Annotated in this window: 23 protein-coding genes; 8 read left to right on the plus strand and 15 right to left on the minus strand. The window is 55.3% G+C overall.

What is annotated here, in order from left to right:
* Positions 1–31: 31 nt before the first annotated feature.
* A complete protein-coding gene (locus ADICEAN_RS08105; RefSeq protein ID WP_083879695.1) occupies positions 32–907 on the minus strand; it encodes a glycosyl hydrolase 53 family protein in 876 nt (291 codons plus the stop codon).
* Positions 897–1,901: a glycoside hydrolase family 113 gene (locus ADICEAN_RS08110; protein WP_009195086.1), complete on the minus strand. Its 1,005-nt coding sequence runs from the start codon at positions 1,899–1,901 to the stop codon at positions 897–899. The genes ADICEAN_RS08105 and ADICEAN_RS08110 overlap by 11 nt, the downstream gene beginning before the upstream one ends.
* A 61-nt stretch (positions 1,902–1,962) precedes the next feature.
* On the opposite strand from ADICEAN_RS08110, the gene ADICEAN_RS08115 reads away from it, so the two are divergent.
* Positions 1,963–2,532: a DUF1543 domain-containing protein gene (locus tag ADICEAN_RS08115; protein ID WP_040396549.1), complete on the plus strand. Its 570-nt coding sequence runs from the start codon at positions 1,963–1,965 to the stop codon at positions 2,530–2,532.
* A gap of 7 nt (positions 2,533–2,539) precedes the next feature.
* On the opposite strand, the gene rsmG is transcribed toward ADICEAN_RS08115, so the two are convergent.
* The 3 genes from rsmG to ADICEAN_RS08130 form a co-directional block, all read right to left on the minus strand.
* Complete coding sequence (rsmG, locus tag ADICEAN_RS08120) at positions 2,540–3,172, minus strand: 16S rRNA (guanine(527)-N(7))-methyltransferase RsmG (RefSeq protein WP_009195088.1); 633 nt, start codon at positions 3,170–3,172, stop codon at positions 2,540–2,542.
* A 239-nt stretch (positions 3,173–3,411) separates the two neighbouring features.
* Complete coding sequence (locus ADICEAN_RS08125) at positions 3,412–4,026, minus strand: RNA polymerase sigma factor (RefSeq protein WP_009195089.1); 615 nt, start codon at positions 4,024–4,026, stop codon at positions 3,412–3,414.
* Positions 4,017–5,135: a glycosyltransferase gene (locus tag ADICEAN_RS08130; RefSeq protein WP_009195090.1), complete on the minus strand. Its 1,119-nt coding sequence runs from the start codon at positions 5,133–5,135 to the stop codon at positions 4,017–4,019. Before ADICEAN_RS08130 ends, ADICEAN_RS08125 begins: the two co-directional genes overlap by 10 nt.
* A gap of 193 nt (positions 5,136–5,328) precedes the next feature.
* Here ADICEAN_RS08130 and tgt point away from each other — a divergent pair, with 193 nt between their 5' ends.
* The 7 genes from tgt to ADICEAN_RS08160 all read left to right on the plus strand — a co-directional run bounded on the left by tgt (position 5,329) and on the right by ADICEAN_RS08160 (position 11,669).
* Complete coding sequence (tgt, locus tag ADICEAN_RS08135; RefSeq protein ID WP_009195091.1) at positions 5,329–6,459, plus strand: tRNA guanosine(34) transglycosylase Tgt; 1,131 nt, start codon at positions 5,329–5,331, stop codon at positions 6,457–6,459.
* Between the two features lie 85 nt (positions 6,460–6,544).
* Positions 6,545–7,621: an LptF/LptG family permease gene (locus ADICEAN_RS08140; RefSeq protein ID WP_009195092.1), complete on the plus strand. Its 1,077-nt coding sequence runs from the start codon at positions 6,545–6,547 to the stop codon at positions 7,619–7,621.
* A gap of 3 nt (positions 7,622–7,624) precedes the next feature.
* Complete coding sequence (locus ADICEAN_RS23710; protein WP_316928515.1) at positions 7,625–7,978, plus strand: hypothetical protein; 354 nt, start codon at positions 7,625–7,627, stop codon at positions 7,976–7,978.
* Entirely contained in the window at positions 7,917–8,540 is a 624-nt protein-coding gene (locus ADICEAN_RS08145; protein ID WP_316928516.1) for an EamA family transporter, read from the plus strand. Before ADICEAN_RS23710 ends, ADICEAN_RS08145 begins: the two co-directional genes overlap by 62 nt.
* An 85-nt stretch (positions 8,541–8,625) precedes the next feature.
* Positions 8,626–9,540, plus strand: coding sequence for a hypothetical protein (locus ADICEAN_RS08150; RefSeq protein WP_040396550.1), 915 nt, complete (start codon positions 8,626–8,628; stop codon positions 9,538–9,540).
* Positions 9,541–9,820: 280 nt separating this feature from the next.
* Positions 9,821–11,017, plus strand: coding sequence for a right-handed parallel beta-helix repeat-containing protein (locus ADICEAN_RS08155; RefSeq protein WP_009195095.1), 1,197 nt, complete (start codon positions 9,821–9,823; stop codon positions 11,015–11,017).
* A 403-nt stretch (positions 11,018–11,420) separates the two neighbouring features.
* On the plus strand, positions 11,421–11,669 hold the full coding sequence (locus ADICEAN_RS08160; protein WP_152426354.1) for a hypothetical protein: 249 nt from the start codon (positions 11,421–11,423) through the stop codon (positions 11,667–11,669).
* Between the two features lie 58 nt (positions 11,670–11,727).
* Here the strand turns inward: ADICEAN_RS08160 and ADICEAN_RS08165 are convergent, their stop codons facing one another.
* The 10 genes from ADICEAN_RS08165 to ADICEAN_RS08210 all read right to left on the minus strand — a co-directional run bounded on the left by ADICEAN_RS08165 (position 11,728) and on the right by ADICEAN_RS08210 (position 24,556).
* Positions 11,728–13,143 carry a mechanosensitive ion channel family protein gene (locus tag ADICEAN_RS08165; protein ID WP_040396551.1) on the minus strand — a complete coding sequence of 472 codons (1,416 nt, stop codon included), beginning with the start codon at positions 13,141–13,143 and terminating at the stop codon, positions 11,728–11,730.
* Positions 13,144–13,327: 184 nt separating this feature from the next.
* Positions 13,328–14,080, minus strand: coding sequence for a metallophosphoesterase family protein (locus tag ADICEAN_RS08170; RefSeq protein WP_009195098.1), 753 nt, complete (start codon positions 14,078–14,080; stop codon positions 13,328–13,330).
* Between the two features lie 6 nt (positions 14,081–14,086).
* Complete coding sequence (locus ADICEAN_RS08175) at positions 14,087–14,833, minus strand: nucleotidyltransferase domain-containing protein (protein WP_040396552.1); 747 nt, start codon at positions 14,831–14,833, stop codon at positions 14,087–14,089.
* 308 nt (positions 14,834–15,141) lie between these two features.
* Positions 15,142–15,963, minus strand: a complete 822-nt coding sequence (gene ispE / locus ADICEAN_RS08180) for a 4-(cytidine 5'-diphospho)-2-C-methyl-D-erythritol kinase (protein ID WP_009195100.1) — start codon at positions 15,961–15,963, stop codon at positions 15,142–15,144.
* A 154-nt stretch (positions 15,964–16,117) separates the two neighbouring features.
* Complete coding sequence (locus ADICEAN_RS08185; RefSeq protein ID WP_009195101.1) at positions 16,118–16,936, minus strand: enoyl-ACP reductase FabI; 819 nt, start codon at positions 16,934–16,936, stop codon at positions 16,118–16,120.
* 128 nt (positions 16,937–17,064) lie between these two features.
* On the minus strand, positions 17,065–17,580 hold the full coding sequence (locus ADICEAN_RS08190; protein WP_009195102.1) for a D-glycero-alpha-D-manno-heptose-1,7-bisphosphate 7-phosphatase: 516 nt from the start codon (positions 17,578–17,580) through the stop codon (positions 17,065–17,067).
* A gap of 55 nt (positions 17,581–17,635) precedes the next feature.
* On the minus strand, positions 17,636–18,256 hold the full coding sequence (gene pncA, locus ADICEAN_RS08195) for a bifunctional nicotinamidase/pyrazinamidase (protein ID WP_009195103.1): 621 nt from the start codon (positions 18,254–18,256) through the stop codon (positions 17,636–17,638).
* Between the two features lie 271 nt (positions 18,257–18,527).
* Positions 18,528–20,123 (minus strand): cellulase family glycosylhydrolase, encoded by a 1,596-nt coding sequence (locus ADICEAN_RS08200; protein WP_394330747.1) that lies wholly within the window; start codon positions 20,121–20,123, stop codon positions 18,528–18,530.
* Between the two features lie 375 nt (positions 20,124–20,498).
* A complete protein-coding gene (locus ADICEAN_RS08205) occupies positions 20,499–22,889 on the minus strand; it encodes a glycoside hydrolase family 3 N-terminal domain-containing protein (protein ID WP_009195105.1) in 2,391 nt (796 codons plus the stop codon).
* 206 nt (positions 22,890–23,095) lie between these two features.
* Complete coding sequence (locus ADICEAN_RS08210; protein ID WP_051068822.1) at positions 23,096–24,556, minus strand: glycoside hydrolase family 30 protein; 1,461 nt, start codon at positions 24,554–24,556, stop codon at positions 23,096–23,098.
* Positions 24,557–24,651 lie beyond the last annotated feature (95 nt).

A 24,651-nucleotide genomic window follows, 5' to 3' on the forward strand; every position in this document is an offset into this window, starting at 1 on the left:
CTACCTCTGCCAAATTGCCGGCCAGCTGCGGTCAGGCGCGCCTGCAGGTCGTTGAGATCTTTGCCGTGCCAGAGGGGTAATAGGATAGAGCAATGAGGTCGTAGTCTGTCTGCTGAAAATCTTCNAAAAAACCGGCTGCATTCTGGTAGCCGGCATAATGGATCATGATCTGGCTATCATCGGAATGGTCCCGCACTGCCTGTACCCCAGCATTTACCAGGGCCAGGAACTGGCTGCGGTTGGACCGCCGACCCTCCGGCCATAGCATCCCTCCATTGATCTCATTGCCGATCTGGATGTAGTCGGGCCCGATCTCCTGTACAATCTTCTGGGTATAGCGGTACACGCTGTCTGTTAGCTGCTCAAAGGAGATGCCCTCCCACTGTGCCGGCTTGGTCTGGTGGCCCGGGTCGGCCCAGGTATCGGAATAATGGACTGTAAGCCATACCCGCATGCCTTTTTGCCGGATCTCCTGCGCAAAAGTCTTCACCTCTTCAAAACCCGCATGCCCGTCGGCCGGATCTTTCCAGAGCCGCAAGCGTATGGTATTGACCCCTTCTTTTTGCAGGGTCGTCAGCATGTCTTCTGGCTGGCCGGCCCTGTTTCGGGTAGTTACCCCAGCGGCTCTGATCTCAGGGATATAGGAAGCATCTACTCCCCGGATCATATCAAAATCAACGTTCTCAGGTAGCTGGGGCTTCTCTTCCGCTTTATTACAGGCAACCGATAGCAGCAGGAGAATCGGAAGCAGAAAAGGTATTGCGTTCATAGGCACAGGTAGAGGTCTGGACAAGCCCGGTACGCCGGTTAAGGGCACAGGATAGCAAAGCGGATAGAAAGTTCTTCTACCCGAACATACCCTATTTATCCCCCAATCCCAAATGGCCCGCCCGTGTCTAGTTGGCATAATACTCCCGCACCACCTCCTGTGCAGGTTTTCCCTGCGGCGTGTAGTCGGTTTGGAGGCGATGATGGCGGCGGGGCAACTGGGGATACCACTTCCAGAGAAAAGCGCCTGCCAGCCACTTTTGCGGCCATGCGGTCTGAAAGAAGGCTTTATAGGCTGTTGCCTGCGCCTGCAGATCGGCAGGGCCTGTTGTATCGGAGCGCCAGGGCTCCCGGCTAGCGCCCCCTACACTGCGGTAGCCCCATTCGGTAAACAGCACGGGTTTTTGCTGCTGGCTGGCAAGCGTGCCAATAGCATCAAGATGGGGTTGCCAGTGGGCCGAAAGTGCCTGCAGACTGGGTTGATCGGCCTGGCTCAGGGGGAAGTAGGCATCAATACCAATGTAATCGAGGCGGTCCCAGTGCGGAAACTCCCCATAGCTATCCCAGTTGTCGGCATAGGTGAGCTGGCCGCCGTATACCTCCCGAACCGCATCGATCAACTGCTGCCAGTAGTGGGGACGCTGGCGGGTGTGCTGCTTCAGCTCTGTGCCTATGCAGTAGAGCGGCAGCTGCAGGCTATCGGCCAGCCGGGCAAAGTGCAGGATGTAACCAGTATAGGCACGCTCCCAGGCCAGCCACTCCTCTTCACTTTCATACTGAATATCGCCATGAAACCCGCCCTGCAGCCAGATGTGCGGCTTGAGCATAATCTGCATGCCGGCCTCCCGCACCAGGCGCACCGATTCAATGATCCCCTCATCCCGCTCGCCCCACCATTGGCGCTCTACATTAAAGTGCAGCACCGTATCGCCGGGGCGGGCAAAGGCATAGGGCATCAGGCTTACCCACTCCACCCCCAGCTGCTGCAGTTCCTGCAGGGGCTCCGAATCCATGGGCTGTGAAGGAGCCACCAGACTTACCCCTTTCATCTTCTGCCCCTCATAGCGATACTCGGGCGTGCTGCAGCTCCAACTTACGAGAAGAAGAATAAGAAAAAGAAAGGGGTACTTCATGGAGATGGCTGGAAAAGGGAAATCAGAAAGTGGTAATTTAGTGCTTCCTGAATTCCCGATAATGCAAACACCAAAACTTTTCATGCTGCTGCTGGGCTGCCGGCCAGCGGGCCGAACAACCGAACAACACGATGTATTCTTTGGCATCGGAAACTCGGCAAGGGAGCTGGTGCCGGCCCTAAAGGCCTTCTGGCCGGAGGCAGGCGGCAGCCTGCATGTAGATGCCTGGCGGGAGGTGACGCGGGTTGGCCAGTACCGCATAGCGGTAGTGCCCAGAAATGAAAGCCAGCCCGCGGAGGCCGCCTCCCTTATACATCTCTATTTTCTGAACCTGGGCGGCTACAAGCAGGCCCAGTTCGATGAGTTTCACTACAAGCTGTTGCTGATAGCCCCTGATTCGGCCACCGCCATCCGACAAGCCCGCCAGACCGCCTTTTACAAGCACACTGGCTTTACGGGAGCCACTGCTCATGTAGATGACAAATACGGTGTAGATGTGGATGAGCTCTACCAGGTGAGGGATATTCTGGCACCGGAGCTAAAGCAGGCGTATCGGCTCCAGATCACTCCCGCCCCCCTGGGAGAGGAAGACGTACTGCACCTGGGGTATTTCAAGCTGCAAAAGCTATAACGTCCACTCAAAGGGGTACATACACTACTTTCTTGGTCTCAAAAAATTCTTCTTCAAAGAAATCGGGCAGGTTGTAAATGGCGTAGTTGAGGCCGGTTTCATCCAGCTCCTCGTCCAGATCGCCGCCTTTCAGGTAGAGAATGCCGTTGTACAAGGGGTGCTTTGAGTCCTGCTTTACCTTTTTTTCTACCCAGCCAATAAAGGGCTTCATGCGGGTTACGGCCCGGCTTACCACAAAATCAAACTGGCCCTTTACCTGCTCGGCCCGGATCTGCTCGGCCCGCACATTCTGCAGGCCCAGGGCCTCGGCTACCCCCTGCACCACTGAGATTTTCTTGCCGATGGAATCCACCAGGTAAAAAGAGGCCTGCGGAAACAGGATGGCCAGGGGAATACCCGGAAAGCCGCCGCCGGTGCCTACATCCATGATTTGTGCCCCGGCCAGAAAAGGCTGCACTTTGGCGATGCCCAGCGAGTGCAGCACATGCCGCACATAGAGCTCGTCGATATCCTTGCGGGAGATGACGTTGATCTTGCTGTTCCAATCCTCATACAGCTCCTGCAGGCGACCAAACTGCAGCTCCTGCTCGGGGCTAAGGTCGGGAAAGTATTTTTTGATAAGGGCTGCTCCGTCTTGCATGGGGGTAAAAATTAGGCTGATTAACCACCGCAGCGGCGGGCCGTCCCGCCCTCCGGGCACCCCTCCTAATTCAGGAGGGGAATCACTGCTGCTGAAGCTTTTAGGGGTTCTACTATTAGTTAGGACCTGATAGCAAAGAGCAGAAAGATCAAGTAATTTCTAGAGGCTTAATTCCCCTCCTGAATTAGGAGGGGTGCCCGGAGGGCGGGGTGGTCCGCCGCTGTGGTGGTTATTCAGTCTTAAATCTGATCCTTCTTATCCTTTACCAGCTCATACATGAGCTCCCGGGCCCGGTAGAGCTGGGCTTTGATGGTGCCCAGGGGGGCATCCAGTTCCTTGGCGATCTCGTCGTAGGAGAGCTCATCGAAATAGCGCAGGCGCACCAGGCGCTGGTATTTGGGCGGCAGCTTGGTCACAAACATCTGCACCAGCTCAATCTTCTGGGTCTTGATGGCTTCCTGCTGTGGGTTCAGGGTCTCGTCCTCCACATCAATGTTCACATCATCGCCACTATCATTCTTAAAGGTGGTGTTGAGGCTGAGCGTCTTGAGCCGCTTTTTGCGGATAAAGTCAATGGCATTGTTGGTGGCAATGCGAAAGAGCCAGGTACTGAAGGTATAATCCTGCTTGAACTTGTGCAGGTTTTTGAAGGCTTTGGCAAAGGCTTCAATGGTGAGGTCTTCGGCATCATCCACATTGCGCACCATTTTCAGGATCATGTGGTAAACGGCCATTTTGTAGCGCTTCATGAGTTCGCCATAGGCCGTCTGGTCCTTGTCCTGAAGGGCCTGATCAATTAGCCGAAAGTCTTCTAGTGCCTTGGCAGAAAAATTCTTATTGCTGTTTACTTCCATTTAGTCTGTTTTGTGAAAAGCGCCGTTACGCCTACCACCAGTTGGTACACCATCATCAGAAAATCCAACAACAACAAATACCAACAGCGGAATGGATCTCCGAGTTTCTTGCTGCCCTGCAGCAGCAAATAGTACAGCAGGAGGGTTCGGAACAAAAACACCCCCACTACCAGGTAGGGCTCAATCCATAAACTCAGCAGTAGCACAAAAGTTATCCAGAATACCCACTGCGATAACATAAATAGCCCCAGTCCCATACGGGAACCTGCCCGGTAGAGTTTCCCGGCCGACCAGTGGCGCAGTTTTTGTCTGTACCACTCCCCCCAGCTGGTCTTAGGAATGGACAGCACCAGCGCTTCCGGTCCTATGGTAACGGTGGTATTACGTTTATTGGCGTTGTAATTTACAAAAAGATCGTCATCACCACTAAGTACCCCCCGGTGTTCCATAAAGCCCTTGCGCTGCAGAAAGAACGATTTGCGGTAGGCCAAATTGCGCCCCACCCCCATATAAGGTGAACGGGCCAGGGCAGCACCCAGGTACAACATGCCGGTAAAGAGGGTCTCAAAGCGGATAAAGGCATTCAGAAAACCTGGTTTTTTGTGGTATTGTGAGTAGCCCAGGTTGATCTGCATGCCCTCTTTCTCAAATTTGGCCGCCATATGGCTTAGCCAGAAGGGGCTGTTGGGCTGGCAGTCAGAATCGGTCAGCAGCACCACATCATGGGCGGCATGCTTGATGCCCATGGTGAGGGCCCACTTTTTAGGGGTGAAGTGGTTGGGGGTCTGCTCAATGTGAATGGAGCGCACCCGGGGATCTTTTCGGCTCTCTTCTTCCAGCCAGGTATGGGTATAGTCCGTGGAGCGGTCATCCACCACCAGCACCTCAAAATGGGCATAGTCCTGCTCCAGCAGGCGGGGCAGCAGACGCTTCAGGTTCTGGCTTTCGTTACTGGCACAGACTATGATGGTAACAGGTACCTGCGGACGGGCGGCTACCTGCGGCTTTTTATACCAGGCTACCCGGCCAAAGCGCAGTAAGTAGTAATACAGCTGAATGAGTACAACAACACCAAAGAGGACCAACAATCCTTCAGACACTACCGACATGTAACAGGGTGAGATTTAACTGTTCAAATATAAGAGGAGTTTTCGACCTTTTTCACAACTAATCCCCGCAGATATTACACTGCCACAAAGAAAAGTGATACCCCCCTTTTTTAGGGCCCGATACTCCTGACTTTGATTGGTAAATAGGGCCCAAACAGATACCTTTGCGGGTTGATTGGCCCCCAAAGAACACATGCAGTTTACGCTGGAAACTACTGACCCCAAAAGCCGGGCCCGGGCAGGCCGCCTCACCACCGGCCACGGGACTATTGAAACCCCCATCTTTATGCCCGTAGGCACGGCGGGCACCGTAAAGGCCGTGCACCAGCGGGAGCTCCGGCAGGACATTGGCGCACAGATCATTCTTGGCAATACCTACCACCTGTACCTGCGCCCCGGTCTGGATACGCTGTACAAGGCCGGCGGCCTGCACCAGTTTGGCGGCTGGGACGGGCCCATTCTCACCGACAGCGGCGGCTACCAGGTGTTCTCCCTTTCCGATATCCGCAAAATTACCGAAGAGGGGGTCAAGTTCCGCTCGCACATCGATGGCTCCAAGATCGATTTTACGCCCGAAGGGGTCATGGACATTCAGCGCATCATCGGCGCCGACATTATCATGGCCTTTGATGAGTGTCCCCCCTACCCCAGCGATTATGAGTATGCCCGCAAGAGCATGGAGCTCACCCACCGCTGGCTGAAGCGCTGCATCGAGCGGCTGGACAGCACCGAGCCCCACTATGGCTATGAGCAGCAGCTCTTTCCCATTGTGCAGGGCAGCACCTATAGCGACCTGCGCCAGCAGTCGGCCGAGTTCATTGCCAGCCAGAACCGGGCCGGCAATGCCATAGGCGGCCTGTCGGTGGGCGAGCCGGCCGAGGAGATGTACCGCATTACCGAGCTGGTGTGCGGCATACTACCGGCCGACAAACCCCGTTACCTCATGGGGGTAGGCACACCCGCCAACATCCTGGAGTGCATTGCCCTGGGGGTGGATATGTTTGATTGCGTAATGCCTACCCGCAATGCCCGCAACGGCATGCTCTTTACCACACAGGGCATTATCAACATCCGCAACGAAAAATGGAAGCAGGACTTCAGCCCCATAGACCCGGGCCTGAGCAATTATGCCAGCTCGTTCTACACAAAGGCTTACCTGCGCCACCTGATCCACAGCAAGGAAATGCTGGGGGCGCAGATTGCCTCGGTGCACAACCTGAGCTTTTATTTGTGGCTGGTGGGCCAGGCGCGGGAACAAATCAAGGCTGGTACGTTTTCTGCTTGGAAGGAGCGGATAATCCCAACCCTTATGCAACGGCTCTGATGAAAGCGCAATGCAGCAGTTTGTACTCCCTTGAAAAGCAGCCGGGCGGCATCATCCGGTCCTTTGAGCCTATAACTTATTTCGGATGAAAATACTGGATCGCTATATCCTGACGAAGTTCCTTTCCGCCTTCTTTTTTGTGGTGGCCATACTGGTAACCATAGTGTGCGTGATTGACCTTACGGAGAAGAACGACGAGTTCATCAAGCACAACCTGGGCATAGGCGAGATCCTGGGCTATTATGCAGCCTTTATCCCGTTCATCGCCAACTTCATCACCCCCATTACGGTCTTTATCGCCACCGTATTTGTGACGGCGCAGATGGCCGGCCATACCGAAATTATTGCCATTCTGAGCAGTGGGGTTAGCTTCAGGCGCATGATGGTGCCTTATTTGCTGGGGGCCAGCATCATTGGGGCGCTTAGCTTTGCCCTCACCGGCTACATTCTGCCCAATGCCAACAAAAAACGAGTGGCCTTTGAGCTGGCTTACATTAAAAAGCCCTTCCGCTTCGATCAGCGCAACATTCACATCAAGATAGGCCCCCAGTCGTATGCCTACCTGGAGAGCTACAACAACGAGGCCAACGTAGGCTACCGCTTTACACTGGAAACCATTAAGGACAACCAGCTGGAGGCCAAGCTTACAGCCCGCCGCATGGAGTGGAGCGAAGAAAAAGAAAAATGGGTGCTGCGGGAGTGGCAGCGGCGGGAGATAGACGGGCGCCAGGAGCGCTACGAGCAGGGCGCCCAGATGGATACTACCCTGGCCATCACTCCCAAAGATTTTGGCAGCACCTACCACCTGCAGGAAACCTTTACCCTGCCCGAGCTGCAGGACTACATTGATGAGCTTACCGCCCGCGGCGCCGATAATATTGTGATCTACGAGATTGAGAAATATGTTCGCTATATGTCGCCCTTTGCTGCCATTGTGCTTACCTTCATTGGGGTGATCATGTCCAGCCGCAAGAGCCGGGGCGGTAGCGGACTGCGCATTGCCTCGGGCTTTGGCCTGGCCTTTGTGTACATTATCTTGTTTGTATTTGCCAAGAGCATGGCCGAATCAAACACCATCCAGAGCCCGCAGCTGGCCGTCTGGATCCCCAACATTCTTTTTGCTATTATTGGACTGGTTCTTTACCGCAACGTGCCGCGCTAGTATATGAGTGCTCAGCCTAAGGATTATGTGCAGCTGCATTTTATTGTGCTGCTTTGGGGGTTTACGGCCATTCTGGGGGTGCTCATCAGCATTCCGGCTGTAGAAATGGTTTTTTACCGCACCCTGCTGGCAGCCGGCGGACTGCTGCTTCTGCTGCAGTACCGCAAGATCGGGCTCTGGCGAGGCAGGGGGACCCACCACGGGCATGCTGCTGACGGGGATACTGATTGCGGCGCACTGGATTCTGTTCTTTGCCGCCGCCCGGGTGTCCACCGTTTCCATCTGCCTGGCCGGCATGGCTACGGGCAGCCTGTGGACCTCTATTCTGGAGCCGCTGGTGATGCGCCGCCCCTTTAAATGGTACGAGCTGCTGCTGGGCCTGATTGTGATTCTGGGCCTGTATGTGATCTTCCGCTTTGAGTTTAACCATGCGCTGGGCTTGGCCATGGCGGTAGCCTCAGCCTTTCTATCCTCGGCCTTTACAGTGATCAACAGCCGGCTTACGGTGCAGCACAACCACTTTCTGATCACTTTCTGGGAAATGGTGGGGGCCTGCGGAGCCATCGCCCTCTTTTTTCCGCTTTACATCGCCACCCTGGCCGAAGGGGGTGCCCTGCAGCTGAGCGTTAGCTGGGGAGATGTAGGCGCGCTGCTGGTGCTGGCCCTGGTGTGCACCGTATATGCCTACTCAGTGTCGGTTGAGCTGCAAAAGCGCCTGAGCGCCTTTACGGTAAACCTGACGGTGAACCTGGAGCCGATCTACGGCATTATCCTGGCCATTATCATCTTTCGGGAGCATGAGCAGCTTACGGCCGGCTTTTTCTGGGGCACGGCCATTATTCTGTCGGCGGTGCTGATCTACCCCCTCTTTGTGCGCATGGAGCGCAGGCGACAGCTGTCGGTCCGAAAAATACAGTAATCTTCTGCCCCTGCCCCAAACATACGGGCTCCCCTTCTTCTTTCTTTAAGACAATCCTATGGGGTTGTAGTAAAAAAAGAAGATGATGAAAATCCGCTATCCCTACATTCCGATATACGGGCTGCTGCTCCTGCTGCTGGCCGTAGGCTGCACCGCACCCCGCTCCATTATTCAGTCCGGCAAAGTAACCCCCAGGGGGGAGTTTAAGATTGGCCTGAATACCGGCGCCAACCTGGCCAGCGCCCCCCTGAGCCAGCTGGACGATATCACCAATTCCGCCATTGATGCAGTAACCGGCCGGGATTCGGTCTTTTACGACCAGCAGATCGATGTATTTGCCCAGGCCCTAACGGCCTATGCCCTGGACCCGGTGGGGCCGGCCTTTGATCTGTATGTGCGCTATGGGCCCGTCACCCGCCTGGATGTGGGCTATAAATTTGCCTCTGGCGTGCATGTGCTGGATGCCATGTACCAGTTTATGGGGCCTACGGGCACCCCTGAGAATCCGGGCATCGGCAATTTCTATGGCAGCATTGGGCTGCAGTACTCCGGCCAGGAAGCCAACATCCTGAAGCGTTTTAATGTAAACCGACTGGTACCCCTGCTGGACTTTACCGCCCGGCGCCGGGATCTGGTGATCCCCCTGATCTTTAGTCGTTCTTTTGGGCCGGAAGAGGAGATTGGCAATATTTCCTGGGGCCTGGTCTACCACCATTCGTTTTTCCGCTATGGCTTTTCGCCCGATGAGCTGTATGAGCGGGTGGGCGATCAGGTGCGGCGCATCAACCCGGTAACGGAGCGCAGCAACTTTCCGGCTTTTGGGGCCTTTGTCAATGGCAAGATCGGCTACAAATTTCTCTATGCCCTGCCGGCAGTAGCGGTCTATTATCAGAACTATGGCAGCTATCAGTTGCTGGCCGGCAAGCAGTTTTCCTTCAAGGGGGTAAGGGTGGTGCCCACCATCGGCCTGCAGCTGCGCCTGGGCGGATTCAGCAGGTAGATCTCTCTGCTTGCCCCCCCGAAAGTGACAATTGGCAATAGACAGCCACCCCCTTCAGCAAACAACTATTTTCCTCAACTGCGGCAGGAGCTGCTTTATACCTCATCAGAGAGCGTTGGCGCAGAAGAATATTTCAAAAACAGCGCTATTTTGTTAGTTCTATAATAGTATTAAAATAATAATATTTATTACATAAGCGGTAACAAAGGTGTGCGTAGCCACCTCTACTTTTGTGAAGAATTGATACTTAACCCTTATCCATTTTTCAATTTTTCACTTTATGAAAACCAGACTTTTAATGCTGGCTGCCTGCAGCGGCCTCCTTTTTACTACCAGCTGCAAAGACGATCAGGCCCCCGGCCCGCAAACCCCTCCGACCGAAGAACCAAAGGAAACGCTGGTGCTGGGCTCCGTAACTACCCCCACTACCCTGGCTGACATTTTTTCTGACCCGGCCATACCCGATTACCGGGTTTACGCCGACATTGAGATAGAAGCACTGCTGACCATTGCACCCGGCGTAGTGATAGAAGTAGCCCAGGGCAAGCGAATTGATGTGGCCGCCCCCGGCATGATCACCGCCATAGGACAGGCCAACAAAAAGATTGTTTTCCGGGGCCAGACAGCTCAGGCAGGCTTTTGGAGAGGCATTAGCCTGTACGCCAGTACGGAACCCAGTGTACTGGAATGGGTAGAAATAGCCCATACCGGCAGTAGTGAATTGTTTGATGGTGTAAAAGCGGCCATTGGCCTGTTTGGCTCCGGCTCCACTACCGGCAAGCTCAGCCTCAAAAACAGCCACCTGCACCACAATGCCGGCTATGGGGTATATGTAGCCAGCGGCGCGCAGCTTCACCAGTTTGCCGGCAATACTTTTAGCCAGCATGCTGAAGCAGGTCTTTACCTGCCCGCCACCGAAGTGCAGAAGCTCGATGGTGCTTCTATCTTTACCGAAAATGCCAAAGGGGGTATTGAGGTATTTACCGGCGTGATCGAGGGGGCTGCCGAAGTGGTATGGCCTGCCTACAGCTACCGCTATACCAGCGGCTCGCTATCGGTGCGCACCGGCTGGAAACTAAGCCCCGGCACCACCATTGAAATGGGTGACAACCAGTATATTGAAGTAACCAGCCAGGCAGGCGCTTACATTCATGCAGCCGGCACGGCCCATCAGAAAGTAACCTTTTCCGGCATCAGCAAGCAGCCCGGCGCCTGGAAGGGCATAACCATTCATTCCACCCACCAGTTGAACCTGCTGGAGCATGCAGTGGTGGAATATGGCGGCAGCGCGGTAAGCTATGGAGTAAAGGCCAATGTATACGTACCCTACAGCAGCAAGCTTACAATACGCAATACCCATCTGGCCCACAGCCCCGGCTATGGCCTCTACTACAGAAGCAGCGCCGTACTGAACACCGATTTTGAAACAGCCAATACCTTTGAAGACAACGCCTCCGGCAGTGTTTACAGAGACTGATTTTTCAAGGGGGTGGACTCTCTAGCCTCCTTCTTTTTGTAGAGTTTGGCAGAGCGGTTAGCTCATGAACAGGACCCAGGGATAGCTTATGCCAGCAGCCTCCCATCTGTAGATGGATGATCTGCAGCGGCAGGTTGTTTAGGTGTCTGCTTCCAGCCAGTTCCGGTCTTTGTGACCGGAACTGGCTTTATTTTTAAGGTACTGCCTGGCGCGGCCAACCCTTTTTTAGCTGACATGGTCTATAGGATAAGCAGGGTTCCTGATTGATACCGGCATTTCCGGTATATGCGAATACACTTCCTTATCCAGTAGACCGCCTACAGGCAATCCCTTATATTCTATGACTATGCGTCTACTCTACATACTGCTTTTATTTGTGGGCCTCGCCTGTGAGGAAAATGCCATGGAACTGCCACCTCTGCAGGCCACCGGCCAACTACAGCCTTTGGAAGCCAGTTACTTTATGTATGGCACCCATGTATTGAACGGAGAAAATGGGGAACTACTCTATGCCCTTCAAAGCACATCTCTGAATCTGGATACCTACATAGGCAAGAGCGTACGGATTAGCGGCACCAGAATATCAGGCTACCCGGTAGAGGGAGGACCCGTTTATCTGGAGGTTACGCAGGTGGAGATGCTTAACAGGTAATAGAGGCCTGTGCCACCAGGGGGATCGCTCAACCTCTTTTTTTTCCTGTAGATCATTGCTATTCGTCATCATCCCGGTAGCTGTCCAGCTCCACGGGGGTCCCTTCAATATCCAGCAGCTGTATCTGCTGGCGGGTGTATACGGGAATAATCTTGTCCTTATATTCCGGTTTGGCGGTTTCTTCGGCAGTGCGCAGAATTAGTTCGGTTTTCCACTTGCGGCGTTCCCGGGCGCCTACCAGGTAGCGAATGATCACATTGGTCCAGGAATCGGTGGTGGAAAGAAACACCTGGGGCGTGTCCGAGACGGGAAACTCCAGGCCTGCTTTTTGCAGTATGCGGCTGTATTGCTGCGCGGGCTCACGCATGTAGTCGGACAGCAGCTCGGTAGCCACCCGCTCCAGTACCTGCATGGAAAGGCGAATATCGGACTCATTGGCCACGCCTACGATCAGCTCATCCCATACATAGGGGAAATCGCTGGTGTAGTTGACGACCGAGCCAGCCAGCACCTCATTGTTGGGAAAGGTCACCAGACGGCCGGTGGGCTGCTCAGCTTCCAGGTAGCTTTGCCGATAGGAGGAGCCAATCTCCCAGACGGTAGTGGTCAGAAAATCGATCTTGTACACATCGCCCACCACATCGCCTACGCTGATGCGGTCGCCAATGCGGTAATAGCCCTTAAAGGAATTGAAGAGCCAGCCCGTAAAGCTTTCAATAGGGGTTTGCAGCGACCAGGACAGGGCCAGGCCAATGAGGCCCAGCGAGCCCACCATGGCCCGGATATCGCCTACCAGCACACTGATGGCCACCCCTATGGCAAAAAGCCAGATGATGATGTTGGTAATGGCAATAGTAGCGCCGGCCCGCTCCCAGCGCTTCACAAGCCTGCCCAGCAGCCAGCGCACCAGGCGGGCAAAGAGCCAGGCAGCCACTAAAATGCCCAGCGCTACCAATATCTTAGGCAAATTGCTGTAAAAGCTGCGCCAGAGACGCTGTACGGCCCCTACTGCTTCCTGCCGGGCTACCTGGCTTATGCCGCCATTAACCTCTTCATCTGCTTCTTCGGATGCGGCCGTATCGGCCTCTGCCTCTGCCTGCGGTTCAACCTCAGACTCACCGGCAGAATATTGCTGCACAATCACCGTATCGGCAGTGGCAGTGCCCTGCTCTTCCTGCGCATAGCCGGCCTCGCCGGGGGTTAGCAGCATCAGCAAAAAACCTGTGATGGCAATGGCCAGTATAGAGCCCTGTTTAAACTTTTTGAGCTGGTTTTGCGCCCCTGATACGGCCCTGCCCCTGGGCCTGGCACTACTCCGCCGGGCAGTAGTACGGCTGCTTTTGCGGGTTGTACGAGCGGTAGTTTTGGATAGGCTGGTGCGGGCACCGGGGGTTGTTGCTCTGTAAGGCTGCCCGCTGCGGCTAAGGTTTCGGGGCAGTGCTCCTCTTCTGGAAGAATTATATTGCTCGGGCATGTTGGGTGTAAAGTTGCGCCTAAGGGGGGTAGTTGGCAGCTGGCCACTCCTCTGTTCCCATTCTCACAACTCGGCAGAAGGGGCTGTGGTTATGGCTGAAAAGCACAAAACCTGCAGAAACAACTAGTTCCTGCAGGTTTTGTCCCGGTGCCGGGCAGAATGACGAGGCTACACAAATACCCTGCTACACTTCAAAAAGATAAAAGGGGCACTCGTAACCTGCCTTTTGCAGAATAGGCTTTGAAACATTAAATACTTTTACACCGGCAGAGGTATGTCCTTCCAGGGTGCCAATATGGGCATGGCCATGGAAGGCGGCAATTACCTGCTTCCGGTTGAGGGGTTCGGCCAGGCGGGAGGAGCCCAGAAAGGGGAATATGGCTTCGGGCTCGCCCACCACCGTATCTTTCACCGGCGAGTAGTGCATGACGGCAATCTTTTTCAGGTTGTCGTACTCATTGTCCAGACGGGTAAGGGCCCGCTCCAGGTGCAGGGCTTCTTCTACCGCTTCCTGCACAAAGGCTTTCATGGCACCCTCGCCAAACATGGAGAGCATGTGCTTATCAAAGCCCCCGCCAAAGCCTTTTACGCCGGCAAAGCCCACATCGCCCACCACATAGGCCTCTCCATCCAGAATGTGTACATTCTCATTCTGCAGGGTAGCCCGGATAAGCTTGTGGCGCCCTTTTTCATAATCATGATTGCCCAGCACCCCTATTACCGGTATGGTGCAGGCCTTGAGCTCACCGGCCAGCACTTCGGCTTCCATTTCATCGCCGGTATTGGTAAGGTCGCCACAGAGCACCAGCACATCGGCCTGCTCGGAGGCTTTTCGAAAGAAATCTACCCACTTCCCTTTATCTGTTTCCTTTACATGTATGTCGCCTACGGCAGCGATGCGTGTTTTTCTGCCTGCTTCCTTAGTCTCTTCAGCCATAATCTATTATACGGTCATAATGGTGGTCACTTTGTAATCCCATTCTTTAATATCGATCTTATACTGGGTCTGATCGATGATGGGACCCCGGCAAACCCGCTCTTTGGCCGAGGGCAGGTCATACTGCTGCTGAGCCCGCTCCATGAGTTCATCAAAAAGCCATTTGGGCACTATTTCCCGGTAATCGGCCGGGTAGATGAACTGGAACATAATGATCTGGGCCAGCAGCAGGTGCCAGTGCTGGTCCAGCCGATCCAAAATTCGCTTCCAGTCCAGCTTCTTGCCCCAGCGTAGCAGTATATGATTGACATCTGCCCCGTCAAAATGTTCCCGGTTTTGCACATAAATTTTGCACCAGAGCAGCTCTTCGGCCGGCAGGTAGAGCACGGGGGTATCAAAGAGCACCCCTTCGGTGGCATGCTCAAACCAGCTGTCGTCTACGGTACAAATGTTATTGACGGTATCAAAAATAATGTCCATGAAGTGATCGCCCTTGAAAACCTTGGCCAGCCAGCGCACATCGGTCAGCTCGGTGCGGTAGCCGTTTTCGGCAAATTTCTTCATGATCTTGGGGTACTCGCTGGACTTGCAAAAGATATCCAGGTCTTTGGTATCCCGGTAAATGCCTGTGTAGTGGAAAATGGCAAAGCCCCCACCCATCAGGTATTTGGCCCCGCTTTCGTTCAGTAGCGTAAGGGCCTCTTTATAAAAAGCATGCGCTTCCTTTTTATGGTCTTCTGTTACGGTTGTCATACAATTCTGCAAAAAATCAAGCTCTACTATCGTCTCCAATGAATCCTTCAGCTGCTTGCTCCGGGGCTTGAGGGCGGTCTCCGCGGGTGGCGAGCATAAAAGGGATACAGCAGAACTGCTGTTCAGCATTCTTTTAGTGAAAAGAAGTGACGTGAAGTTCTCCTAAGTAGAACCTTATACTGGATTTGGCAGAATTTTGTTCTAGCAGCAGGCAAATAGATGCCACAACCCTTTGCCGTATGTACTAAAAACAGGAGCACACCCCCTGCCAGGCACCGGATGCCATCAGCAATACGACAAAACTGAGATTAGCCCCTTCCCTGCCAATGCTGGTACTCCTGAGGAAAGTGCAGGTCGGCGGGGGCTTCCGTAAAGAGCCCATAGACCGCTGCGCCACTGCCGCTCATGCTGGCGTACAGGGCGCCTGCGGCATAGAGCCGCTCTTTAAGCTCGGCTATCTGTGGATATTTTGGAAAAATACTATCTTCAAAATCGTTGTGCAGCCGCCCCTTCCAGTCGTCTACCGGCAGGTTCAGGATTTCGTTCAGCGGTTGATCGGGAGTTTTAGGACGCACGCCGGCATAAGCCTCGGCCGTTGCCACATGCACCGGGGGCTTTACCACTACCAGATGGTAGGCCGACAGATCAAGCGAAAGGGGCGCAAGCACATCGCCACGCTCCAGGGCAATGGCAGGGCTGTTGCGGATAAAAAAGGGGCAATCGCTGCCCAGGCGGCCGGCATAGTCCTCCAAAATACTCTCATCCAGAAAGAGCTGAAACAGCTCATTGACCGCCTTCAGCATAAAGGCCGCATCGGCCGATCCGCCACCCAGGCCCGCACCGGTAGGGATGAGCTTGTGCAGCTGCACCGCCACCGGGGGCAGATCATAGTCCTTTCGCAGCAGCTCGTAGGCCCTCAGCACCAGATTGTCTTTTTCCGCGCCGGGAATTTCCATCCCTGAAAGGACAAATGATCCCTTTCGCTGCTTTTTGGGATCGGCCTCCACTACCTCCAGTACATCCTGCCAGCCAATAGGGTACATGCCGGTTTGCAGGTTGTGGTACCCGTCGGAGCGTTTGGCTACGATCTGTAGGCCGAGGTTAATTTTGGCATTGGGGAAAAGGATCATCTTAGCATATTGGGTAGTGAATACGAAGTAAAGGTAAAAAGCAGAATTTAGAAACCTTATTTGCTTTGGATCAGCCCTTAGGGTACAACCAAAAAAAGGAAGATGCCGCAGCACCTTCCTTTTGTAGTCCTAAGTCTTACTAGTGAGTAGGGTATTATTTCCCCCTGGAAAGCTCCTGTACCAGTTCGTCGGTGATGCCGCTGCTGCTAAAGCCGCCGTCGTGCATCAGGTTCTGCATGGTGACCATGCGGGTAAAGTCGGAGAACATGACGGTGATATAGTTGGCGCAATCTTCGGCTGAGGCATTGCCCAGGGGCGACATTTTATCGGCATAGTCAAAGAACACATCAAAACCGCCTACGCCTGTGCCGGCCGTGGTTTTGGTGGGGCTCTGCGAGATGGTATTTACCCGCACCTTGTTCTTTTTGGCAAAGAAGTAGCCATAGCTGCGGGCTATGCTTTCCAGTACGGCTTTGGCCTGGGCCATGTCGCTATAGTCGGGGAAGGTGCGCTGGGCGGCAATGTAGCTCAGGGCAACAATGCTGCCCCACTCATTCATGGCATCCAGCTTATCGGCTGTCTGCAGCATTTTATGGAACGACAGGGCCGAAATATCGATCGACTTCAGGTACCAGTCGTAGTTGAGGTCGGTATAGTGCTTGCCTTTGCGCACATTGGGGCTCATGCCTATGGAGTGCAGCACAAAATCGAGCTTGCCGCCCAGGATCTCCTGCGATTTGGTAAAGAGGTTTTCCAGGTCTTCCAGCGAGGTAGCATCGGCGGGGATCACCTGGGCGCCGCACTGCTCAGCCAGCTCATTGATCTTGCCCATGCGCATGGCTACGGGAGCATTGGTGAGCACAAACTGAGCACCTTCTTCGTGGCACTTCAGGGCAGTTTTCCAGGCAATGGAGTTCTCGTCCAGTGCACCAGAGATGATTCCTCTTTTTCCTTTTAGCAGATTATAGGCCATGGTCGTGTATTCGTTTTAGTAGTATTTCTTGAAGGACAACAGGTAACCGTGTGGAATGGCTGCCCGAACAGCTGGCAAATTACAAATTTCCGGGAAATGACAGGCAGCCCGCCCCGCAATTTGCACGCCTACCCCCTACTTTCATCTAAAATAAGGGGCAGGCAGGCCCGCAGATCGGCCACTTTATGATCGGCCCGGGGGCTATCGGCATGCTCTACCTGAATGGTTTTAAGGCCTACCTTTTTGGCGGGTATCAGGTCCCGGTCTTTGTCGCCCACCATCCAGGACTGCCCTGCATCCACCTTGTAGCGGGCAATGGCGCGCTCAAACAGCAGTGAGCCTGGCTTGCGGGTAAGGCAATTGCTAACGCTGGGGTGCCAGGGGGCATAGTAAAAATGGTCGATGGTGCCGCCCAGGGCCTGCTGTATGAGCCGGTGGGTCTCGTGCATCTGCTCCCGTGTATAGATGCCCTTGGCTATGCCCGACTGGTTGGTGATAACGATAAGCAGAAAACCGGCCTGCTTCAGGGCCTGCAGGGCTTCTTCCACACCTGGCAGGAGCTCCAGCTTATCGGCCGAGTACACATAATCCACATAATCTTTATTGATTACCCCATCCCGGTCCAGGAAAACACACTTTTGCACGTAGCTTGCTGTTTGGTAAAACTGAGCACAAAGGTAGGCAAGCCCGGCTAAAAACCTACTGTGCCTGCTGCAGCAGGTCCCGGCTCAGGACCAGCTGCGCACCCCCCTGCAGCAGATCGGCTTTGGCCCTTCCAAACCCTTCGGCATCGATGGCCCGGGTAGCATCTTCGATCACCACTACCTCAAAACCCAGCTCCAGGGCATCCTTGGCGGTAAAATACACACAGTAGTCGCCGGCCAGACCGGCCAGGTACAGCTGCTGCACCCCCCGTTCCCGCAGGTAGCCGGCCAGGCCGGTACTTTTCAGGTGGCCGTTGTCGTAAAAACCGCTGTAGCTGTCTATTTCCGGATCGGTTCCCTTGCGGAAAATAGCTTCTACCCGCTGCATGTCCAGCTGGGGGGAAAATTCGGCGCCGGCCGAGCCCTGAATGCAGTGGTCGGGCCAGAGCACCTGTTCCAGGCCTTGCAGCTGTGTGGTTTCAAAAGGCTGGCGGCCGGGGTGGTTGGAGGCAAAGCTCTTATGGGAGGCTGGGTGCCAGTCCTGGGTAGCCAGCACCAGCTCAAACAGGGGCTGCAGCTGGTTGGTAAGGGCTATAATCTGGTCTCCCCCGGCTACGGCCAGGGCGCCGCCGGGAATAAAATCGCTTTGGATATCGATGAGCAGGAGTGCTTTCATATGGGTATTGACAAAGATAGGGGGGTGATGGTTTACAGGAGGGTAATCTTCAGAAGAATGTGGCACCCTGCTACGCTGGCGGGAGGCAGGCAGCTGGGTTTTGAGGGATGGCCTGCTGGAGCAGCAACAGGGAACCGGCTACGCTGGCCCAGCCTACGTTGGGGAATACTGCCGAACAGGTAGTGGTGCCACGACAGGTTAAAAAAGCTACGTTGTAACCCGAAGCGTGTGTAGCTTGCCCAGCCTCAGTCGGGGCACCACGCCTGCCGGGCTAGTTGGCTGCTCCTTTTTTGCGCTTTTTTGGCGGGCTGGGTGGGGGTAGTTTACTGGCAAGGAACTGCAGGGAATGGAGGGTAAAACCACCCTGCTCAGCCACCAGCCGCAGGCGGTGAGTGCCCGCCGGCAGAGGCAGTGCAGTATAGACCACCGCCCCTACCTGCTGCGGTCCGGCCGGGACCGGGATCTCCCGGGCAGAACCATGGGGGCGGTCGTTTACCAGAAGCTGCAGTTTGCCCCCCGGGTTTTCTGTCCCCACCCTGATGGCTAGCCGGTAGGTGGCGGGCTTGTCTACCGTTACCGTATACTGCAGCCACTCCCCTGTTTCGATCCAGGCCACATGGTAGCCTTTGCCGTCCTCATTCAACGCAATGTCTACCCCATCGTTGCGGTAGTGGCGGCCCCGGTTCCAGGGTTGGCGCTCGCCGCCGGTAGAGATGTAGTAGTTGGCCGCATCAGTATCCCAGTAAGCAATGCCCTGCTTGCCCATGTCATAGTCTACCGCATCAATGTGGCTGCCGGGCTGTATGCGGTGCTCTTTAAAGGGTAGCGCCTCGGCCGAGTGCACCTGCCGGAACATGGCATCGATCACCCCTTTGTGGTAGATACAGTTTTCCAGTTTGGTGGCCTCGGCCAGCTGCATCAGGGCGTTGTAGGCTTCTTTTTCCGTAGGCCGGGGCGCTTCCCCCCTCCAGTAGGCCAGCAACTGCCGGTAGCCCTCATTTAGCTCAATCTCCAGGGGGTTGTTGAAGCCCAGCTTTTTCAGCGGCCACCAGGCCCAGCCCATGCGGTTCTGCTCAAAAAGCTCAATGGCCTCGGTAAACCAGTGGTTGGAGTTTTCGCCGGTTTCGCCCAGCCAGATGGGCACATTATAGGTCTGGCGGGTATCCAGCATGCCCTGAATGGCCTCCTGGGTGTTATAATTCCAGTATTTGTGAAAGGAGATGACCATGTTATCGTCCCAGGGGGGCAGCATGTTGCTGTAGTTGTTGCCCCAGCAGTTGCCCTCGATCATGATGATGTGGTTCTGGTCTACCTCCCGGATGGCTTGTGTGATCTCTACCAGCAGCTTTTTCAGAGGTTCGTTTCCTTTTTCGTTGCAGCCATTGCGATCCTCAGGATTCTGAAAGCCCCAGTTGGGCTCGTTGATGATGTCATAACCGCCGATCCAGGGCTCGTCCTTGTAGCGCTCGGCCAGGCGCCGCCAGAGGGCGATGGTTTTGCGCTGGTTTTCGGGACTTTCCCAAAGGGATGGTTTGCCTTCGTCGTAGTCGGAGATGGCGGCATCGTGCCCCTGCCCGCCGGGGGCGGCATGCAGGTCCAGGATCAGGTACATGCGGTTGGCGGTGCACCAGGCCAGCAGGCTGTCGGTAAGGGCAAATCCTTCTTCCCGCCAGGTAATTTCTCCCTTAACGGGCTCCTCTTTAATAGGGGGTGTAAAGAGCTTGTAATGCATGGCCAGGCGCACACTGTTAAAGCCCCAGGCGGCCATAGAGTCTACATCGATGCGGCGGGTGTGGTTGGCCAGCCAGGCGCTGTAGAAGTCGTTTGTTTTCTCGGGCCCGATCAGCTCTTCTATTTTGGCCCGTATCTGGTGCTGCGGACCGGCAATGCCGCCCAGCTGCAGCATATAGCCTTCCTGCAGCATCCAGCCGCCCAGCCCCATGCCCCGCAGCAGCACTTCTTCGCCCCGTTCGTTTACGATCTTATCACCCTGGGTATGCAAAAAGCCCTGGCTGTAGGCCTGCACAAGGGGAAGCAGGAGCAAGCAGAGCAGGTGGCTGAAGAAGAGGGGTATTGCTGTTTTCATAAGGAGGCTGTAGAATGTGTTAATATACTAGTTATCCCGAAGGCTCACTTCATCAGCTGGCAGGAATGCTGCTGATCTATAAAAAAAGTGCAGGCCCTATCAGCCTGCACTCCTAACCACTAGTTGAAAAAATGAGGATTTTCATCTGGTCAAGCCTTAGTTGGCACCCCCGTTTTCAAGCAGGCGGAAGCGTTTTTTCTGATCGCCGATCAGAACCTCAAACTCGCCGGCTTCTACCACCGGCTTGCCCTGGCTATTGGTAAAGCTCAGGTCCTGCTGCGGATTGAGGGTAAAGCTCAGGGTTTTGCTTTCGCCAGGTTTCAACAGGATTTTCTCGAAGCGCCGCAGGCGTTTTACGTCCGGCGTAATGCCGCTGGCATACAGATCGGAGGTAAACAGCTGCACCACTTCTTTGCCCTCGCGCTGGCCGGTGTTGGTAACGGTAATGGATACGGTCAACTGCTCGCCCCAGGGCAGCTCTTCCTTGCTCAGGCTCAGCTTGCTGTAGGCAAAGGTAGTGTAGCTAAGCCCGTGGCCAAAAGCCCACTGGGGGTTAAAATCAGCCTCGTAATTGTAGGCACCCTCCTGCCCTTTTTGCTCCTCGCTGGGTTTGTGGATGTAGGTAAGCAGGGAGTTGGGGAAGCGCGGATAGGTATACGGAAGTTTGCCCGAGGGATTTACATCGCCAAAGAGCACATCGGCCAGGGCATCGCCCCCGAAGTTGCCCGGCAGGTAGATCTGCACCACGGCCTGCATCTGCTGCTCAAAGCGGCTTAGCAGGCGCGGGCGGCCCTCATTCAGCACCAGCACCACCGGCTTGCCGGTAGCGGCCAGGCGCCTGGCCAGTTCGGTCTGCTGCTCGGTGAGGTAGAGGTCATGCAAATCGCCGGGCTTTTCGGTATAGCTGTTTTCGCCCAGGGCCAGAATGATCACATCCACCCCCTGGGCAGCCGCTACGGCCTCGTCCATGCGGTCGGCGGCCTCTTCCCAGTACTTGCCCTCCATATTGTAGCTAACACCGGGTACATACTGCACATGCTGGGCACCAATCTCTTTCTGGATGGCTTCCAGAATGGTGTTGTTTTTTCCGGCAAATTCTTCCACCTTCTCGCCCTGCCAGCTGTAGCTCCAGGCGCCATTGAGGGTGCGCATAGAGTTGGCATTGGGGCCGGTTACCAGCACGTTGGTGCCTTTGCTCAGTGGCAGGATACCCCCTTCGTTCTTCAGCAGGGTAATGGACTCAGCCGCCATCTGGTATGAAGCCTGCTCAAAGGCCTTGCTGCCAAACTGGGGATAGTCTTTTGGGTTGGTGACAGGCCGCTCAAACAGGTTGAGCGCATATTTTACCCGAAGGATGCGGCGCACGGCATCGTCTATGCGTTCCTGCTTAACCTTTCCTTCCTTCACCAGCTCTACCAGGCCGTTGCAGAAGGTTTCGTACTGGTAAGGGATCATGGACATATCAATCCCTGCATTGATGGCCAGCATGATGGCCTCCTTGTGGGTAGCAGCTACCCTGTCCCGGGTGTGCAGGAATTCGATATCCTGCCAGTCGGTCACTACCAGGCCCTTAAAGCCCAGCTCTTCTTTTAGCAGGCCGGTAAGGAGTGCATGATTGGTGTGCATGGGTACCCCGTTGATAATGGCCGAATTGACCATAAGCGTATGGGCCCCAGCCTCAACAGCCGCTCTAAAGGGGGGCAGGTGATACTCCCGCAGGGCTTCGTCGGAGATGTAGGCAGGGGTGCGGTCCTTGCCCGATACGGGCACCTGGTAGCCCAGGAAGTGCTTGAGGCTGGAGGCTACCTTTTCGGGATGACCCACTTGATTCTGCTCCCCTTCATAGCCCCGGATCATTTCTTTGCCAAGCTCGGAGATGATATAGGGATCTTCGCCAAAGGTTTCCCAGTGGCGGGGTGAGCGGGGATCGGCGCCCAGGTCCAGCACCGGAGAGAAGTTCCAGGGAATGGAGCTGGCCCGGGTTTCGTAGGCCGTGATCTCGGCGCCGCGGCGTACCAGCTCCCGGTTGCGGCTGGCCGCCTGGCCAATCTGCTGGGGAAAGAGGGTGGCCCCAACGGTATAGGTGGCCCCGTGGATCTCATCCACTCCATAAAGAATGGGGATCTTGAGCCGGGTTTGTTTCATGGCCACATCCTGGATCTGGCCAATGAGCTGATACCAGACCTGGGGCGTGCGGGCCCGGTTGTTGGCCGTATTCAGTACCGAGCCAATGTGGTACTCCACCAGGGCCTTACGCATCTCGGTGGGATCCAGGCTCAGGGGCTCGTGGCTGCTGTAGCGGTTATCGCCTTTGCCGATCACATCCAGGGTGATCTGGGCCATCTGCCCCACCTTCTCTTCCAGCGTCATCTGGGCCAGCAGGGCCTCTACCCGTTTGGCGATCTCCGCTTCTGACAGGGGGGTATAGGTAGCTGCAGCCGCTTTTTTGGTGCTGCTGCGGCGCTGGGCCTCTACAGACGGCAGCGTTACCGCTACCAGCAACAGGGCCAGGACCAGGTGCTTTACATATGTTTTAGGTGCTTTCATGACTACTAATTGGTTCTTGAGCAAGCTAGCAAGGGCAGCGGGAGTATCCTACTCAGGCCATACAACACTACTACATCAGCCTGCCAGTTTGCTACATCAATACTACATCAACTACAGATATCTTCTTTACCATCAGCTTTTTACATCCTTGCCTACAGGGAAAAGGCAGGCCAGAAGCGCAGCTCCGAGCGCCTTTCCGCCAGGGTTCAGGGCCATACATAGGTAGCCACTGCCCCGGCTGGTAGCGTGGCATCTACTTTCTCTCCTTGCCCCAGGGCAATGCTAAAGGTTTGGCTGGATTGGGTATCGTTTAGCACAATCAGTACCTTATCGCCATTGGGGGCTTTAAAGGCTACATTGGGCAGTCCGGCCAGCATGTTGCTGCTTATGCGCACCGAACCGGGGCGTACAAACTTGCTGGCATGGGCAATGATGTAATAGGCCGGGTTGCGGGTTACCGAGTTGCCGGCAATGGTAATGGCCCCCAGGCAGCTGGTGCAGCCCCCACGGTCGGTATGCGGCTGGTGGTTGGGATCAGCGGCCAGGTTCCACTCCAGCACGGTGCGGCTCCAGTTGCGGGTAGCGCCTATGATCAGTTCCCGGGTGTGCCAGGCCAGGTCGGCCGGAAAATCACCGGGGGCGCCAATCCACTGCTCGGTAAAGTAGATGCGCTTATCGGGATGAGCCTGGTGCACCTGTGAGAGCGCACTGATATCGCCCCCGTAGAGGTGAAAGGCCGAGCCATCAATGTATTGCTTGGCCTGCGGATCATTCAGGATGCTGATGGGATAATCAGGCCGGTCGGCATTATGGTCGTAGATGATGATCTTGGTGTCCAGTGCAGCGGCCTGAAAGGCAGGCCCCAGATGGTTTTTGATGAAATCGGCCTGTTGCGGGGCCAGCATCAGCAGGCTGGGGTTATTGCCGGGGTGCAGGGGTTCATTTTGTACCGTAATGGCATCGATGCGAATGCCCTCCTCCGCCATGCCCTGTATGTACTTGACAAAGTAGCGGGCGTAGGCATCGTAAAACTCGGGCTTAAGACTGCCGCCCCGGGTATCGCCATTGTCTTTCATCCAGGCTGGGGGCGACCAGGGCGAGCCCATGATCAGGAGATCGGGGTTTATGGCCAGAATCTCCTTCAGGACCGGGATCAGGTGCTGCCGGTCCGGATCCAGGCTGAAGCCGGAAAGCTGCGGGTCGGTCTGGCCTGCGGGCAGATCCAGGTAAGAAAAGGGGCGCTCGTCCAGATCAGAAGCGCCAATGCTGATGCGCAGGTAGCTTACCCCAATGTTGGTATCGTCGGTGCCAAACAGCTCCTGCAGAATACTGGCACGGGCCCCGGGGCTCATGCGGCTCAGGTGCAGGGTACTACCCCCGGTGAGGGTATAGCCAAAGCCATCGATCTCCTGAAAGAGCTCGGCCGTATCGACCGTAATGGTAGGATGTGTGCTGCCGGCGGTACTGGTGGCCGGCCGGGTGGTCTGGCGGGCAAAGAGGGCCGATTTATCGGGGGTGCTTAGCCATACCTGGATCTGGGATGACTTGGGCGGCCCCTGGTTCTCGTAATCCTGTACAATGCCTTTGTCCTGGCAGCTGCTGCCCCAGAGCAGTGCACCTGCTACCAGCAGCGCTGAAGTCAGGGAGTATTTTGTAGTTGCTAACATGATCATTAACATAGGTGTAAGGCAGGTGTGGCCCGGCCAGGCGGTGGCTTTATGCTCCCTCCTGGTAGTGACCCCTCCGTGCTGAAAATGGGGTG

Source organism: Cesiribacter andamanensis AMV16 (assembly GCF_000348925.1).
Lineage (GTDB): Bacteria > Bacteroidota > Bacteroidia > Cytophagales > Cyclobacteriaceae > Cesiribacter > Cesiribacter andamanensis.